The following is a 15,560-nucleotide window of genomic DNA, read 5'->3' as shown; positions in this document are numbered from 1 at the left end:
GTGAATTTCCTGTAGACTAGCTGTATGAAAACTAATAAATCCACGATTGTTTGCTATCATTCTCCCCGCGGACCTTTGAGGAGCCCCTTTCGTGGGCTCCTGAGAGTTACGTTAAGAATTTTTGAGAAGACAATTTTTCTTGTGCTGAGTCGGCTAATAACTACGTCGTTGGAGTGGTTTTGTTGACGCTCACTGCCAATAAGTGTCAGAGCCGGAGTTGGAATTCGTTCTCCTTGGCCCGATGCAAAGCGAGCAAGTGGGCGACACGTTCCCTTGCGGACTCGAAGGGTTTCGGTCGATATAAAAGATCGACGTATCTGTCGAGCGCGGCATGCGCGGCGCGGACGTCGGAGGGCATGGAGACGTTGTCGTAGAGTTTGGCCAGCGTATCGGTCGGATGAGCTGCTCGAGCGTCTATCACTGCTTGCGAAAGTGACTCCACCGTAGTGCGTTGCGCCGCCGATACGGCGGGAAATACGAAGTTGTTGTAGACCACATCCTTTGAATACCGATAGTCGCTCTTCAACCGGCCGCCCACGGTCCGCATCCAGTCCATGTGGATTTCACTCGTCAGAATTCCGAACTCGAACATCGATGCCCCTTCGATGACTAAGCAGGCGTTAGACGCGATGGTCCCAGGCTCGAAGAAACCCATGGGTACGTATCGTCGGCGTTCAGATGAAACGCTTGGGATAAGTAGGAACGATTCGTTCGGCCGTTGCGTGATCTGGGCAAACAAATGCGGAGTCGTGGCCAGTTGCGGTCTTGCAGAATCTGCCCGGACCGCTCTCACCGCCTCCACCCGTTGAATGACCGCAGGCATTGCCTCCAGCTGCGCGGTGGTGATGCCTTCCAGCCAGAGGCAATACCGTGATCCACCGTTGAGGAACTCCGCTGCCCCGATAAAAGGGAGTATCCAGGACTCAGCGCCGGGAGTCGTCTCGAGTATTTCCGTTCGGGCGCTTTCTGAGAGAATTAGCCTCCCATTGTCTGCCGCCATGTTGCCAAACGCCATCTTGCGTTGCCCGCTAATCTGTTCCTGCCGGTTTCCCACTACGTACCCATCTCCAGGGATGAGGTATGCGTTGATCTGGTCGACGATCTCCGCTGTCGCCTCTCCACGTCCGTCGATGTAGGAGTAAAGGCGTTTCTGCTTTTGCTCCTTCCTTGAGAAGCCAATGATGACGCAGTGGACCGCCGCTTGCCCGCTGGATTCGTTCTCCCAAATGAAGGATCTGTGGGCGAAGTTTATGTGGACACCGGCTTGAAACAGGGGGCGCCACAAGATCGCCGATTGCTCGCCTTGTGTAATCGAGTTGGTCGACACGAGCCCGCATTTGATTGCGGGGTTCCTCTCCATCGCCCGCGAGGCCAATAGATACCACCCAGCGACGTAGTCGAGGAAGCCGGCCTCTCGGAGGCCACCAGCCGCTGAACGGAGTTCCGCTTTTTGCTCGGCGGACATTGTTCTGGATCCGTTGAATGGTGGGTTCCCGACGATATAGGTAAGCTCTGCGGCGGGAACTACTTCGTCCCAGTCGACCGAGAGCGCGCTTCCGCGAACGATCTTCGGCGCGATGCGAATTGGCAATCGATCGGGGGCTGCGCCGAAATCGTCCGCCATGCGCAGGTTCGCGAGGTGATCCATCAGGAGCAGGGCCGTCTCGGCGATGCGGGCGGGCCATTCTTCGATCTCGATGCCGTAAAAGTGGTCGAGCGTGACCTTAATCTCGCCGGAGACGTCAAACGAAAGCTGCGCAAAATCGCCCACTGTCGCTTGATATTGAAGCTCGCGACTCCGGAGCATGAGATCGAGTTCCAAGGCTCGAAGCTCGCGGTAAGCGACGATCAGGAAATTACCGCACCCGCAGGCAGGGTCGAGTACGCGGATACGGCCCAGTTCATTGTGAAGTTTCGTGAGTTGGCCGCGGTCGTTCCATGCTGCTGCCAGTTTCGATCTCAGTTCCTTGAGAAACAGAGGTTCGATGGTTCGGAGGATGTTCTTCTCCGTTGTGTAGTGCTCACCGCCGTGGCGGCGTGCTTCTCGGCTCTTCACGGTCTGGAACATTGATCCGAAAACGGCGGGGGAAATTAGCGACCAGTTGAAGTCTGAAGCGTTGATCAGGTCGTCACGGAATTGTTCTGATAATGGGCCCCAAGTAATTGGGTCCGCAAAAATACCGCCGTTAATATAGCGAAATCCGGCGAATGGGCTGCCGTTCGGTAGGTCCCGCTTGTTCGTGTCTGTGTTCACTACGTCGAACAGTTGCTGGAGGTTTTTGGCAAGATCGTGAGTGTTCGTGTGGTCGATTAGGAATTTTTCGAACGCTCCGGCGTCCCACATCCCGGAGTCGTCTCCGAAGTAGAGGAACAGCACACGACCGAGAAGGAGCGTCGCGTCGTGCGACGTCCACCCGGCGGCTTCAAGCTCGGAGTACAGGGTCCCCATGAGCCGCGCAGCTTCGGCCGACGCCGTCTCCGACTCCGCGTCGAATGCGTCCCGCATGCGCCCGAGAAGTTCGACTAGAGTGACTGGCTGCTCGAAGTCGATTCTGATGGCATCTAAGCGTTTTGCAAGTCTTAAATCCGGCTCTCCGACTTTGTGGCGGTGAAGCACGAGTTTCGCGTTCGCGCCGCCCAACTGAGCCCGCCGCGGCCAACGCCACTCCTGGATGTCATCGTTGCTGAAAATGACCAGGCGCTCGTGGTTATCGAGGCTTAGTTGATGATCAATCTCTCGTTGCACCTTGCGATCTGGCAAGGAACTGCAATACCAGATCCGGAGGCTCTTGTATGACGCGACGACGCTGAGACTGTGGCTGCCTGCGGATGTGGTTATCTCACGGGATGCGACGTCGGGGTTGGACCAGCCGAGTTCCTCGATGAATAGGGTCCGAAAGTCGGCGATGTCGACAAGGGTAAGTAGGTTATCGGTCACGGTTTGGCGACCCCCATTGTGCTCACAATCCTGATCGGGTCGTTCCCGCTCCTGGACTCGACGACCAGACGGCCATCTCTGTGTAGGAGCATCACTCTCGTGGCCAGGTCATCGTCATTGGTTCCGTTTCTGATTGCCTGCCGAAGTCGGCGCTCTGCTTCGGCGGTCAGCGGGTGCTGGTAGATGAGGTCAATGGCTTCTCGAGGTTCGGGGCCGAAATCGAGCAGGCTGTCGCCAAGGCGCTGCCATAACTGCCTACTAACGCCACGTAGCCGGCCGGCTGCATTCGTCGGAGTCGCTAAGGGGCCTCGCACGAGGTCACTGATAATGGCATCGTGGTCGTCGCGCCGTTGGAGGCCAGGCTCTTCGGGAGTTGCCTCGAAGAAGCGCAAGGCTTCGATGCCGGTTAGAAGTTCGGGCTCTCCACCGGGCTCGAGTCGTCCGAAGCCATCAATGCCGCCCTCGGTGCGAACGTAGCAGATCACCCCAGTGCTAGCTTCAGTCACCCGTTGCAACCTGGTTGCATCGACCATGTCGGGCAATCGCTTAATGCGATCAGCAAGGTCGGGATCTCGCTCCTCCGCCTCGTGCCAATACTGATAGGCGAGGCTGGCCGCATCCACCTCATCTTGGTCGTCGCCATCGTCAACAACGCCGTGGTACATATCCGTTAGGATTTTCACCTCGTCCTGCGTTCCAAAAAAAACCTCGTCAGACCCGAATGCTTCGGCATTCTGATGCAGGCGGTCAGCGATCCGCGTGCGGAGAGAGAGCACGCCGTTCAGCGCATCGTGGAAGAACGAGTAGAGCAGAACCTCACGAGATTTCTGACCCACACGATCCACACGGCCGGCGCGCTGGATGAGCCGGACGATAGCCCACGGCAGATCATAGTTAACGACAATATGCGCGTCTTGAAGGTTCTGCCCTTCACTGAGGACGTCGGTGGAGACCAACACCCGAATCCCCTCTCCCCTATCTCCCTGTTGGATCATGGAGTTGGATTCTGGAGCAAACCGCATCGCTAGGGCCGTTGGACTTTTGGAATCCCCGGTCGCCGCTTCGACGCCCTCAATTCCGAGCGTTCTCAGGGCAGTTGCGAGATAAATTGCCGTGTCCTTGTACTCGGTGAAGATGAGTACCTTCTCCCCGGGATGCTCATCATTGAGGAGTGCCACGAGCCGGTGGAGCTTGGAGTCTCGATCCGAGCTCCAAGGCCCATAGAGATCGAGCAGGGCTCGGACCCCGTCCGTGTCCTGCTCAAGGAGGTTTCGGAGTGACTCGGTGAATAGTTCGGGCCGGACCCATGTGACATATTCCGGGTTGAGTTCGACCAGCGCCGCGTATCGTTTTCCGGTGAAATCCCCGACTCCCTCCGCATCTTCCACTTCGTATTCGGTGATGTCGTCGTCGTCGAGCAGGTCCTTCTGGTCGATTGTTCCAGTGGGGAGGGCCAAGCCGTTGTCTATGGCATAGATAAAAAGTTCGTTGCGTGCAACGTGGCGGCGAAGAGAGATTTCAAAGGCATACCCGCCTGATGACAAGCGCTTGAAAAGTGTGGTGCGGACGAAACCTGCAACATTGCCTCCACCGCGAGTGAGGTTGTCCACGAACACGCGCTCCGAGGGCGAATGGGTGACTCCCGGGGCCAAGTAGCTTGCAAGTTGGTACCGCGGGAGCTGCAGTTGGTCAAGCGTAGTCAAAGTCACATCGTCAACCATGTGCCGCGCGGGGTCGTCTTCGCCAAAAATGTGATCGATCGGAATCGCTTTTCGGTCCGGAAATCTGAATGTTGACCCATCGACAAACCTGAGGAACTTTGATCCATCCTCTGCAGCCTCCGAGAAGTTGTTCTTGACGAATGAACGCGTGCGGCGAACGAGATGTTCGCTCATGAGTCGCTTCCAATCGTCCGGGTCTTGCGACTTTCGGAACGCATCGAGAGTCGTGATCTTGCCCGAGACTCTGTCGCGAAGCCTGGGGTCCACACGCAGCGCGTTTACGGGTGCGATTCCGAGGTCTTCGTCGTCCTGGATGAAGATATTGAGCTGGTTGGCGACATCCTCGAACTTCCGGTTGTACGGCGTCGCCGTCAGCAAGAGGACCTTGGCGCCCACTCGCTCGACATACTCCTCGACAGCTCGATAGTCCCGGCGCAGCGGGTTGCGCAAAGTGTGCGACTCGTCGACGATGAGGAATTTGTATCGGCCGAGCTTGGGAAGATCATTGTGTGCTGTGGAGTATGAGATCACTTCGCCATGCAGGTCGTACTTGTCGAAGTAGCTCTTCCACATGCTGACAAGGTTTTTGGGGCACACAACGATTGGCAGCATTCCGTGTTCTTCGCGGAGCATGAGGGCCACGGCGACTGCGGTGATGGTTTTCCCAAGTCCTACGACGTCACCCAACATGGTCCCGCCTCTGCTGACGACTCGCCGAGCCAAAGTGCGAACGGCTGTTGACTGGTAAGCCAATAGGTCTGCGCCTATCTCGCTCGGAAGCGAGTATTCGGCAAGGCCTTCACGGACATCACGCGAGAGGTCGTAGCAGACCTTCAGGAACACTTCGTATGGCGGCCGAGGGGTCGGGGCCGCCCATGAACCATCAATCAAGTCAATGATTTCTTCGGTTACCGGCCAGCTAAATTTGTCTTCCCATCGGGCTGTGAACCAGGCCGCAAGATCTTTCCCACCGGCAGATGCATCGGTTACATCCACGTTGAGCTCGAGGTTCGTATTGAGGCCTGGATATGTAAGATTTGAGCTACCGACAAAACCCAAAATCGGGTTGTTCAGGTCGTTGCGGTGAAAAATATAGGTCTTGCCATGCAGCGGTCGCTTGGCAAATACCTTGATCTCGACCCTCTGGCTAACGATGAGATCACGAAGGGAAGCCAGAGTTGCGCGGTCCTTTGTATTAGGGACTCCGCGCATGAGCTGAAGCCGAAGGTGTTGGACGAGTTCTGCCCGGCGTGATCGCGCGGTCTCAGCATCGGCATCCTGTTGAGGGTTGCCATCTACCTCTGCTTGAAGCGAGTCCAAAGATTCCTGTTCAGGACTGCCAGTCATCATGCCAATAAGGATTCTGGCGACCGGCCTCTCCCCCACCTCCTTTTCACGAATGATTTCGTCAAATTCGGCCCACCCCCTGAGATTGAAATAGCCCGTGGCTACATCAACGCGGTCAAAGTCTTGGAGGGTCGCTCGCAGATGCGTTCCGAGTCGTGAGTCGGACGTGGTGTTGTCAAATATGCGTGGCACACCTCCATCTTGGCCGATGAGGTGGCCTTTTCGTCACGCACGCTGGGCGATATAGTCGCGCCGAGCCAGTCCCAACAGCCGCCGCCGTGAGATCTTACGGGCCAAATCCACACTGGTTCAAATCGTCACACCCCACGTCGTAGGGGACGCGCCGCCCGCCGCGGACGGGGATGACGCGCCGGTTCCGGTACGTCAAGCGCTGCTAGGCGACCCCGTACGCTGGCCAGATGAACAAGCGATCTCTCCCAACGCAGGCAATGCTCGCGGCAATTGGAAGCGTTGCAGGCGAAAGCGCCAACCTTGAAGAGCGAGTCAGGGACTTGTTCTGCTATTTGATTGATTCTCCATACGGTCGTGTGCTTGCAGCGGGTGAAGACCTATCGAACGTCCTGACCTCCTGCATGCGAGCAGCTCGCTACAACCGAAGTCTCAGTGAACTCCAGATTGAGAAGTTAGTCACGCTCGTAAAGGCTGCCAATGCTCTTCGCCCGATGCGAAACTTTCTCGTCCATGCCCGTTGGGAAAGGGGTTCTCAGCCGGGCATTCACTGGGGAATCAATAATGGTCGGGCTTCCCCCCATGAGAACGGGAAATCGACAGACGACCTTCAGGGCTGGAGCGTGTCAGACGCCCGAGGCGTGGCGGACTCTTACCGGACGCTGAGCAAGTACGTTGACGACTTCCTTCTGGCCGCCCCAGGGAATCCGACGCACGAGCACCTAATGCGGCGCGGAGACTGGCAGAAGATGAGCGACGCCATGTCGAAGATAGGAGAAATACTCCTTCCGAGAGACCAATTTCCCGAGCTGTGGCCGACACCGACGGGGGAAGAAGCCCAGCCATGATTTGACTGCCGTGCGTTCTGCCGCTCCCAACACGCGGCACCTCATGCCGCACATACCAAGCGAAACGCTATACGTGACGGTTTGGCCTCGCACAGAATAGGGACCTCGACTCTCTCGCCGAGATTTGACGTTTCAGCCGGTCGACCGCGGATGCCCAGACCCACGTGCGATGCACTCCTCTGTTCTACCATTCAACGTAGACAGCGCGGCGGGTCCAGGCGAGTGCCTGGTCGTCGACGTGGGTGCTGATCTTCGGGTATCGCACCCACGCGAGCACGGATATTGGCTCTGTGGCGACCGTGATGGGTTCTCCGGCGCCGCCGCGTTCCTCCCACGTCAGGCGCGCTCGTGCTGTTGAGGCGGCAACGCGTTCGGCGGTCTCTGTCGTGACAGATTCAATCTGCGCTTCTGCGGCGTCCGGGTCGGCGACGGTTCGCAGCCCCTCGACGAGAGCAGTCAACTGCTGGCCAAAGTGCTCGACCATGCCGACGACCTGACCGCGGAGTTCTCCAGCGCGCTGGCGCGCTGCGTCGACAGGGCATTTCTAGTCTTCGACGCTTCGGGTGGGCTCTGCTGCGGTGAGTCGGCACCGTGCGTGGCTCTGTCTGCTGCAGCATTTCCCCTTGTGTTCCTTCTCGACGTAAATGGGCCGCTTCTGCCACGCGTGAGCGTGACGAACCTGTCCGGTATTCCATCGTATTAGTACTTATGTTCTAATGGAATTATGGGACCGAACGAGACGCCTCTCAGCGCCCAGAGCCAGCACAGGACGGTGCTCGCCGACACTCTTAAGCAGATTGAGCCTGATCGCGGGGGCGCGTTTATTCTGCGTCCCTATAGCCTCACCGACGCGGAGCTGGGTGGACTGCCAGCAGTCCTAGCCAGCGCCCCCACCTCGGTACGCGCGTGGGTGAGATACCCGGCCACCGCCGACCAAGTGCATGGCCTAGCCCTGGCGTGGACTCCACGGGCTGTGTACGTCGAATGGGAGGGCTGCGGCACTCACCGCACAATGGGTGTGAGCCTCAGCCGTCGAGCGCGCAACAGCAAGCCAGAGCACCACCAGTAATCTCCCTCCCCAGTGACAACAGGTGAACGTGGTGACCATGCGGGACACAGAACCGCTCATCGCACTCATCAACGCTCAACTAGCTCACAGCGGCGCCGAGTTCGTAACTTCCATGGCGCAGCCGGCCGGGCCATTCGGCGCGGTCGTGTTTGGATCCATCGACAACCACGCCGTGCGCTTGGAGTTCTTCATCGAGCCGGCGACCAATATGTGCGCAATGCACTTATTCGACATGACCACGAAGAAGGTGTTCGCTGAGCGGGTAGCGGCACCGACTTTTGAGAAAGCCATCGAGGGTTATCCCTGGGCTGCGGCGATCGAAATGCTTGGCATCATCTGACCACAAGTAGCAAGCCAGCACAGGGACCCGTTCTCAGTGCCGCAGCCTCGAAGAGTCATTTCACTCGTGCAGACGACTTCGGAAAATGTCAGCCCTCCATGATGTCATTTCCCGTTCACGATTACACAAATGTCCCTACACGCCTGCACAATTGGCTCGAAGATCGATAGACGAAGTCTTTCCTGCTCAGTTGGCCTCTAGAGCGGTAATGGTATTCAACTTGACCGGGCTGCGCGACCACAGCACGCCGCATCGACGGGCTGCCCTGCCGACGATCGCACGTGCCGACAACGGCGCAATAATCACCGACACTCTCTTCGTGCGATCCCACAGAACATCCGGCATTATCATCAACGTGCCGGGCTCAGCACAACGTACCGATTTCGCGTCCACTCCGTCTCCCTTTTGATTGTGCAGAGGAGTAGTGAGCAAAAGGCCCTCTAGTGCAGGGGTGAACGGAATAGCCAGTGCTCAACACTCGCCTGCACAACCCCGGAAAACACGCGGGTCGCTGTGCAGACGTGAACGGAAAATGACAAATGCGGCCCGGAACGCGCCTGCCCCCACTGTTCAAGCGTGCGCGTGACACCCGCAACAACTCCGCCACCTGCTGCCCGGCAACGATCTGCGCATCGTCGTCGACCATGACGACCAGGTGGGGCGCAACATCTCGTAGTCAGCCGAAACAACCCGTGGCGACCGTTGCTAAAAAGTCAACTTGGGTGTCAAGCTGCCGTGCGCCGGATTGGACTACTGCCGTTCTAGAGAACCGTCAACGGGAACTCGTCAATTTGTTTTCTCATGAGTGGCAAATGGTCGAGGAAGAGTTTGCGCAAACCCGACCGTGAAGAGAATCGGCGGCGGCGAGGACTCGGCAAAATTAAGCCGATAGAAACGTACCCCGACGAGATGGTTAATGTGGCCGAGCGCCCCGACTACCAGGAGGTCCAGACGCGGATGGCGGTGGCCTTGTGGACGGCGCAGGTCGCAGTGGGCGACGCACCGCACCCAGACCAGCCACGCCCCACCGATATGCTCTGAAGATATGAGATCACGGTTCCCGCGCGGGGTCTTCGAGCTGGGTGACGAGCCCGATCCGCGCTTCAGCCTCGCCAACGAGCGCACTTTTCTGGCCTGGATTCGTACCTCGCTCGCGTTGCTGCTCGCTGGCGTCGCGCTAGAAGCGCTGGATGCCCCGATCCAGGCCGAGCTCCGCCTCGCCTCCGCACTCATCTTCATCGCCCTAGGCTTGGTGTCGATCGTGCACGCCTGGTGGTCGTGGGCCGCAACCGAGCGGTCCATGCGGATGGTGCAGCCGCTGCCGGGCCTCGCCATCGGTGCTGTGATCACCAGTGGTGCGGCCATCGCAATCGTCGGCGTCATCGTCGGGAGCCTGCTGGTGTGAGCGGGATGCGAATTTTCGAGTCGGGGCTGCAGCCGGAGCGCACGCTCCTTGCGTGGCGTCGCACCTGCCTCGTGCTCGCGCTGGGAGTCGCCGTCTCGATTCGGTTCGGCGCCATAGCCGACCCGCTGATGGCGCTGCTGGTCGGGGTGCCCGGTCTCGCACTCGTCGGCGGTGCTTATGCGCTCAGCTCGATTCGCTACCATCGGGCCACGCGGGCACTGGTGAACAACCCGACCGCGGCCATCAGCGAGGGCAGGGCCGTGGCGGCGGTAACGCTCGTCGCCCTGCTGATCGGGCTCGCCGCACTCGTCTTCGTCGTCGCCCGGTCGGAGGTCTTGGCGGGATGGGTGTAGACATGGTCGAGCTCGCGGGCGGCTCGTTCCGGATGGGTTCGACGGCGTTCTACCCCGGGGGATCCCCGGTGATCGAGGCAACCGTCGGCCCCTTCGCGATCGATCGGGCAGCCGTGACCAACCGCGAGTTCGCGCGATTCGTCGACGAGACCGGCTACCTAACCGTCACGGAGCGCGAGCTAGACCCCGCAGATTTTCCCGGAGCGGACAACCTCAACACCGCACCGAGCTCCCTCGTCTTCACGCCAATGCTCGGCCCCGTTACCCTGGGCGATTGGCGGCAGTGGTGGCGCTGGGTCACCGAAGCCTGTTGGCGCACGCCCGCGGGCCCGGACAGCATGATCGACGGCAGGATGGGCATCCGGTCGTCCCGGTCAGCTTCGAGGACGCGACGCGCTACGCCGAATGGGCAGGGAAGAAACTGCCGACGGAGGCAGAATGGGAATTCGCGGCACGCGGCGGTCTGGACGGCGCGCCTTTCGTCTGGGGTGAGGAGCCGCAGGGCGAGAGACCACTGAAGACCAACACCTGGCAGGGCGCGTTCCCTATCGCAACACGTAAGTGCCCGGTTGGGTGGCAACCTCACCGGTGGGCCGCTTCCCGCCGAACGGGTCTGGACTCGTCGACATGACCGGCCACATGTAGGAATGGACATCCACCCCATGGTCGACGCGGCATACCACGCCGTCGAGTTGTTCTGCAGCCCGACCACCGCCGGCCCGGGCGCTGGTCGGGTACTCAAGAGCGGCTCGCACCTCTGGTCCCCCGAGTACTGCTTGCGGTATCGTCCCGCCGCACGGTCGCACCAGTCCGACGACTCGGCCACGACGCACATCGGATTCCGATGCGTTCGCGACCCAGCAAGCAAATCAACCGCAGGGATGCCCCACGCGACAGTGACAAGCGTCGTCACCGTGTTCATGTTCCGCACGTCACCAGGCTGAGGTCGTCGGTGAGCGCGATCTCAAGCGCCATGCGCGCGGCATCCGCCGACCAGCGCGACGAGAAGGCAACATTGCCGCTCTGGACGTCGGTGCGCACGTTCCCAAGTCCGAGCCGGTGCAGATTTCTGCGAACCGCGCCACCGGAAGCCTGCCGGCGCTTCCACGTTGACTGTGGACGTCGCCGGTCGGTGGCGGCGTTCTGTGATCACTTTGTGTCTTGAGTTCCCGATGGCGAGGATGCTTGCGGCGGCTTCGATGACGTCGTCGGTTATGGTCTCAAGCTCGTTCATTGTGATCCACAACACTGGATCGGGATCGGCATAACCTGACGCCGCCATCTAGCATGAACAAAATGCCGTCGCAGAGCCTTAAAAATCACAGACCACGTTTATCGCGGGCGGTAGTAACCTCGGTGGGGAATGGGGAGTTGCCGGTGTTATGAACCGCTCGATCTTTCTGCGGTCCTGCGGTCAATACGGTTCGCATGTGTCAACCTGATTCAACTGAGGTGCGCAGGTTCGAGATAAGCACGCATCCACAAATGCACTGCCGTGATCGAGTCTGGGGTACTCTGCAGCAAGTGGGGATTCTTGCCGCCGGACACTTTTGTTCGAGCTGGGCATCCGGAGTTCAACCGGAATCGGCCGCGGCACCCCACCTGAACGGCACTCCACCTGAACGGCACCGACCGTGGCACCAGCCGGTCCGATTCTGCGCAGCCTCGTGTTGAGGTTGCCCACACGCCGCCGCCTTTCGCAACAGATTGTGAGCCTCTATGAAGCGACCTCCCGCGTCTCGAAACGTGCTTCCTCTTCCCGACCCGATTCGAGAGAATGGTGTGCCGGTCGAGGCACTGCTGCCGCCCGATGGCGCCCCGAACGTGGTCGTCGTCGTGATCGACGACATGGGCTTTGGCTCCTCCTCACCGTTCGGCGGACCGTGCGTGATGCCCACCGCTCAGCGTCTCGCCGACGAAGGCCTGCGTTACAGCCGCTTCCACGTGACCGCGCTGTGCTCGCCGACCCGGCAGGCTCTGCTCACCGGCCGCAACCACCACTCCGTGGGAATGGGAGGCACTACCGAAATGGCCACCTCGTCTCCCGGCTACAACGGCTACCGCCCCTCGAGCGCGGCGACGACCGCGCAGATTCTCGGTGGCAACGGCTATAGCACCGCGGCCTTCGGCAAATGGCACCAGACCCCCGCCCGTGAGGTGAGCCTCTCCGGCCCGTTCGACCGCTGGCCCACCGGCGAAGGGTTCGACGAGTTCTATGGCTTCATGGGCGCTGAAATGAACCATTGGTACCCGCAGTTGTTCCACGGCACGACGCCCGTCGTGCCTGAGCGGCGTCCCGAAGACGGCTACCACCTCTCCGAAGACCTCACCGATCACGCCATCTCCTGGATCCGCACGCAGAACGTCCTGACCCCCGACAGGCCTTTTTATACCTATCTCGCGTTTGGTGCAACCCACGCCCCGCACCACGTGGCCCCGGAATGGATCGAGAAGTACCGTGGCCAGTTCGACGGCGGATGGGACGTGCAACGCACGCAGACCCTCGAACGCCAGAAGCGCCTCGGCCTCGTTCCCGCCGACGCCGAGCTCGGCCCGTGGGCCGAGGGCGTGCCGTCCTGGGACGATCTCGACGATGAGGCTCGCGCCGTGGCGGCCCGGTTCATGGAGACCTACGCCGGCTTCGCCGAGCACACCGATGCTCAGGTCAGCCGCCTCATCGACGAACTCGAACGCCTCGGCGAACTCGATAACACCCTTATCGTGTACCTGCTCGGCGACAACGGCGCCTCGGGTGAGGGCGGAATCGAAGGCACCCTGCACGAGCACCTCGTCGGGCACGGCATCCCCGACAACACCGCCGATATGGCCAAAAGGCTCGACTCTTTCGGCGATGCGACGACCTACTCGATCTACCCGGTCGGCTGGGCGTTGGCCATGAACGCCCCGTACCAGTGGACCAAGCAGGTCGCCAGCCACTTCGGCGGCACCCGTGACGGTATGATCCTGCGCTGGGGCGACAAGATCAAGGACACGGCCGCCGGCACGGTGCGGCACCAATTCCACCACGTCATCGACATCCTGCCGACGATCCTCGAAGCGACCGGGCTGCCAGCGCCAGAGAGTGTCAACGGGATCACGCAGAGCCCGATCGAGGGCACCTCGATGCTCTACACCTTCGCCGACGCCGAGGCGCCCGACCAACACACCACCCAGTACTTCGAAATGTGCGGCAACCGAGGCATTTACCACGAGGGCTGGATGGCCGTCACACGGCACGGCACCCCGTGGCTGATGCTGCCCGACGGTCTGCCCGCTTTCGAGGACGACGTCTGGGAGCTGTACGACACATCCATCGATTGGACTCAGGCTCACGACCTCGCGGCCGCGCTGCCCGAAAAACTCGCAGAGCTCCAGGCAATTTTCGTGACCGAGGCCACCAAATACAAAGTGTTCCCACTCGACGACCGAGTCACGGAGCGGGAGAACCCGTTCCTCGCCGGACGCATCGACCTGCTCGCTGGTAAGGACTCGATGACGTACACGGCCGGGATGGGCCGCTTCACCGAAGAAACCACGATGAACACCAAGAATCGTTCGCACACGATCACCGCAAGTATCGTGATACCCAGCGACCTGGCCGACACCGTGTCCGGGGTCCTCATCGCCCAGGGCGGTCGTTTCGGCGGCTGGTCCCTGTACTGCCTGGACGGCGTGCTCACCTACGCGTACAACTGCTACGGCACCTACCGATTCACCGTTCGCTCCATGACGACACTCGCCGCCGGCGCCCACGAACTGCAGATGCACTTTGACTATGACGGGGGCGGCCTCGGTCGGGGTGCAACGATCACCCTGCTCGACGGGGACACTATCATCGGCTCCGGACGCATCGACCGCACCACGGCGTACTACTTCTCCTTCGACGAGACACTTAACATCGGCGTCGACCTTGGCACCCCGGTGACCGAGGACTACCTACCGCTCGACAACGGCTTCACCGGAGAGATAAATTTCGTCCGTATCGACGTGCTCGAGGATGCCGTGACTGGCACCGAAGAGGACATAACACGGCACGTTCTGGCCCACCAGTGAGCGGGCACTGCTGCAGCCCGAGCGCAGAGAGACTGCCAGCAGGCGACAGGTCTGCGGGGGCCAGAACCGGGCCTCCGCTCACCGAGAACGAGGCCGGACGGGGCACGTTGGGTGACGCCGTGAACCTGCCCGGCGGCGCATTTTCAATGGGCAGCGATGACCCGCTCGCCTACCCCGACGATGGTGAGGGGCCGGCGCGCACTGTGACGGTCGGCGCGTTCCGCATCGAGACCACAACGGTCACCAACACCCAGTTCGGTGCCTTCATCGCCGCAACCGGGTATCGCACCGACGCCGAACGGTACGGCTGGTCGTTCGTCTTCGCCGGCGAGCTGCCCGACGTGTTTCCGCCGACGCGCGGAGCCGTGCAGGCTCCTTGGTGGCGTCAAATTGAAGGCGCCACCTGGAACTTGCCAGGCGGACCACTCGGCCGCCTGGCCGCGCTCCCCGAGCACCCGGTCGTGCACGTGAGCTGGAATGACGCCAACGCATACGCAACGTGGATCAAAGGCCGACTGCCCACCGAGGTCGAATGGGAGTATGCAGCCCGCGGCGGGCTCGTGCAGCAGAATTTTCCGTGGGGGTCCGACCGAGAACCCGGCGGCCAGCACCGCATGAACGTCTGGCAGGGAACTTTTCCATCGAGCAACAGCGAAGCGGACGGATGGTACGCGACCGCACCAGCGCGATCATTCGAACCCAACGCCTACGGACTCTTCAACATGACCGGCAACGTCTGGGAATGGTGCTCGGACTGGTTCACGCCCGGCCAGAACCGAGTCGCCAAGGGCGGGTCATTCCTCTGCCACGAGTCGTACTGCCGACGCTACCGGGTATCGGCCAGGCAAGGCCTCAGCCCAGATTCAACAACCGGCAACACCGGATTCCGCTGCGTCATTTCCTAACGGGTGCCCTGCAACGTTGTCGTTCGTCGGAGCACTACGGGCACTCACTCGGCGCACCTCACAGGGTAACCGCAGGCCGCGACATCCGCCAAACGGCAGCCGCGAAGAAGAAAAACACATCAGATTGTCCCAACGACTTGACGGGCGCAGCATGTGATGGAACCGTGACGTCTCGCTGCGCGTCTGGGAGAGTTGCCGTGCAAGACTAGTCCCTTCATCTCCCGTCAGCCTTCACCGGCACCTTGCCTCGGGTTCTTGGCCCGTGTTCTATCCAGTTCGGCATTGGCGCCTTCGGTTGTGGCGGTGGGTTCGATGTGTGATCGAAGCGAAGAGGTTTTGATGTGTGGGATTTTTTAGGGGATCAGTTTGAGCAGATTCTGTTCAGCAGCTGG

General features: G+C 60.4%; 14 protein-coding genes and 1 pseudogene. 10 read left to right on the top strand and 5 right to left on the bottom strand.

Translation table 11 applies throughout. The features are described from left to right. Positions 1 to 205: 205 nt before the first annotated feature. Together CXY71_RS03815 and CXY71_RS03810 are read right to left on the bottom strand one after the other, a co-directional pair. Positions 206 to 2,938 carry a DNA methyltransferase gene (locus tag CXY71_RS03815; RefSeq protein ID WP_104134363.1) on the bottom strand — a complete coding sequence of 911 codons (2,733 nt, stop codon included), beginning with the start codon at positions 2,936 to 2,938 and terminating at the stop codon, positions 206 to 208. Then, positions 2,935 to 6,198: a helicase-related protein gene (locus CXY71_RS03810; protein ID WP_104134362.1), complete on the bottom strand. Its 3,264-nt coding sequence runs from the start codon at positions 6,196 to 6,198 to the stop codon at positions 2,935 to 2,937. Before CXY71_RS03810 ends, CXY71_RS03815 begins: the two co-directional genes overlap by 4 nt. A gap of 227 nt (positions 6,199 to 6,425) precedes the next feature. Here CXY71_RS03810 and CXY71_RS03805 point away from each other — a divergent pair, with 227 nt between their 5' ends. Continuing rightward, positions 6,426 to 7,043 (top strand): hypothetical protein, encoded by a 618-nt coding sequence (locus CXY71_RS03805; RefSeq protein WP_146072741.1) that lies wholly within the window; start codon positions 6,426 to 6,428, stop codon positions 7,041 to 7,043. Positions 7,044 to 7,227: 184 nt separating this feature from the next. Here CXY71_RS03805 and CXY71_RS21395 read toward each other — a convergent pair whose 3' ends face one another. Further along, on the bottom strand, positions 7,228 to 7,527 hold the full coding sequence (locus CXY71_RS21395) for a hypothetical protein (protein ID WP_199184200.1): 300 nt from the start codon (positions 7,525 to 7,527) through the stop codon (positions 7,228 to 7,230). Between the two features lie 240 nt (positions 7,528 to 7,767). Between CXY71_RS21395 and CXY71_RS03795 the strand changes: the two genes are divergently transcribed. Then, a complete protein-coding gene (locus CXY71_RS03795) occupies positions 7,768 to 8,112 on the top strand; it encodes a hypothetical protein (RefSeq protein WP_104134360.1) in 345 nt (114 codons plus the stop codon). Between the two features lie 37 nt (positions 8,113 to 8,149). Further along, positions 8,150 to 8,452: a hypothetical protein gene (locus CXY71_RS03790; RefSeq protein WP_146072740.1), complete on the top strand. Its 303-nt coding sequence runs from the start codon at positions 8,150 to 8,152 to the stop codon at positions 8,450 to 8,452. A gap of 186 nt (positions 8,453 to 8,638) precedes the next feature. Here the strand turns inward: CXY71_RS03790 and CXY71_RS20560 are convergent, their stop codons facing one another. Continuing rightward, positions 8,639 to 8,845 (bottom strand): hypothetical protein, encoded by a 207-nt coding sequence (locus tag CXY71_RS20560; RefSeq protein WP_146072739.1) that lies wholly within the window; start codon positions 8,843 to 8,845, stop codon positions 8,639 to 8,641. 435 nt (positions 8,846 to 9,280) lie between these two features. Here CXY71_RS20560 and CXY71_RS21770 point away from each other — a divergent pair, with 435 nt between their 5' ends. The 5 genes and pseudogenes from CXY71_RS21770 to CXY71_RS21755 all read left to right on the top strand — a co-directional run bounded on the left by CXY71_RS21770 (position 9,281) and on the right by CXY71_RS21755 (position 11,154). Beyond that, on the top strand, positions 9,281 to 9,493 hold the full coding sequence (locus CXY71_RS21770; protein WP_146072738.1) for a hypothetical protein: 213 nt from the start codon (positions 9,281 to 9,283) through the stop codon (positions 9,491 to 9,493). Positions 9,494 to 9,497: 4 nt separating this feature from the next. Further along, positions 9,498 to 9,857, top strand: a complete 360-nt coding sequence (locus tag CXY71_RS03775) for a YidH family protein (RefSeq protein ID WP_104134356.1) — start codon at positions 9,498 to 9,500, stop codon at positions 9,855 to 9,857. 5 nt (positions 9,858 to 9,862) lie between these two features. Continuing rightward, on the top strand, positions 9,863 to 10,210 hold the full coding sequence (locus CXY71_RS03770; RefSeq protein ID WP_233204379.1) for a DUF202 domain-containing protein: 348 nt from the start codon (positions 9,863 to 9,865) through the stop codon (positions 10,208 to 10,210). Further along, positions 10,201 to 10,841, top strand: a pseudogene (locus CXY71_RS22550) (SUMF1/EgtB/PvdO family nonheme iron enzyme). Before CXY71_RS03770 ends, CXY71_RS22550 begins: the two are co-directional and overlap by 10 nt. A gap of 16 nt (positions 10,842 to 10,857) precedes the next feature. Continuing rightward, complete coding sequence (locus tag CXY71_RS21755) at positions 10,858 to 11,154, top strand: SUMF1/EgtB/PvdO family nonheme iron enzyme (protein WP_368665850.1); 297 nt, start codon at positions 10,858 to 10,860, stop codon at positions 11,152 to 11,154. Here CXY71_RS21755 and CXY71_RS03760 read toward each other — a convergent pair. After that, positions 11,129 to 11,275 (bottom strand): DUF1697 domain-containing protein, encoded by a 147-nt coding sequence (locus CXY71_RS03760; protein ID WP_104134355.1) that lies wholly within the window; start codon positions 11,273 to 11,275, stop codon positions 11,129 to 11,131. The two genes, CXY71_RS21755 and CXY71_RS03760, sit on opposite strands and share 26 nt — an antisense overlap. Before the next feature lie 681 nt (positions 11,276 to 11,956). Between CXY71_RS03760 and CXY71_RS03755 the strand changes: the two genes are divergently transcribed. Continuing rightward, positions 11,957 to 14,263, top strand: a complete 2,307-nt coding sequence (locus CXY71_RS03755; protein WP_233204367.1) for an arylsulfatase — start codon at positions 11,957 to 11,959, stop codon at positions 14,261 to 14,263. A 119-nt stretch (positions 14,264 to 14,382) separates the two neighbouring features. After that, positions 14,383 to 15,168, top strand: coding sequence for a formylglycine-generating enzyme family protein (locus CXY71_RS03750; protein WP_233204366.1), 786 nt, complete (start codon positions 14,383 to 14,385; stop codon positions 15,166 to 15,168). Positions 15,169 to 15,560 lie beyond the last annotated feature (392 nt).

The sequence above is a fragment of the Cryobacterium sp. Y62 genome (assembly GCF_002929785.1).
Taxonomy (GTDB): Bacteria; Actinomycetota; Actinomycetes; order Actinomycetales; family Microbacteriaceae; genus Cryobacterium.
The sequence above is the reverse complement of the archived record's forward strand: the minus strand, read 5'-3'. Positions and strand labels throughout refer to the sequence as shown.

Excerpts from the sequence above, each read along its gene's own strand:
- CXY71_RS03805 (WP_146072741.1), top strand. The coding sequence starts at position 6,426 with ATGAACAAGCGATCTCTCCCAACGCAGGCAATGCTCGCGGCAATTGGA.
- CXY71_RS21395 (WP_199184200.1), bottom strand. The coding sequence starts at position 7,527 with ATGGTCGAGCACTTTGGCCAGCAGTTGACTGCTCTCGTCGAGGGGCTG.
- CXY71_RS03795 (WP_104134360.1), top strand. The coding sequence starts at position 7,768 with ATGGGACCGAACGAGACGCCTCTCAGCGCCCAGAGCCAGCACAGGACG.
- CXY71_RS21755 (WP_368665850.1), top strand. The coding sequence starts at position 10,858 with ATGGACATCCACCCCATGGTCGACGCGGCATACCACGCCGTCGAGTTG.
- CXY71_RS03790 (WP_146072740.1), top strand. The coding sequence starts at position 8,150 with ATGCGGGACACAGAACCGCTCATCGCACTCATCAACGCTCAACTAGCT.
- CXY71_RS03775 (WP_104134356.1), top strand. The coding sequence starts at position 9,498 with ATGAGATCACGGTTCCCGCGCGGGGTCTTCGAGCTGGGTGACGAGCCC.
- CXY71_RS03770 (WP_233204379.1), top strand. The coding sequence starts at position 9,863 with ATGCGAATTTTCGAGTCGGGGCTGCAGCCGGAGCGCACGCTCCTTGCG.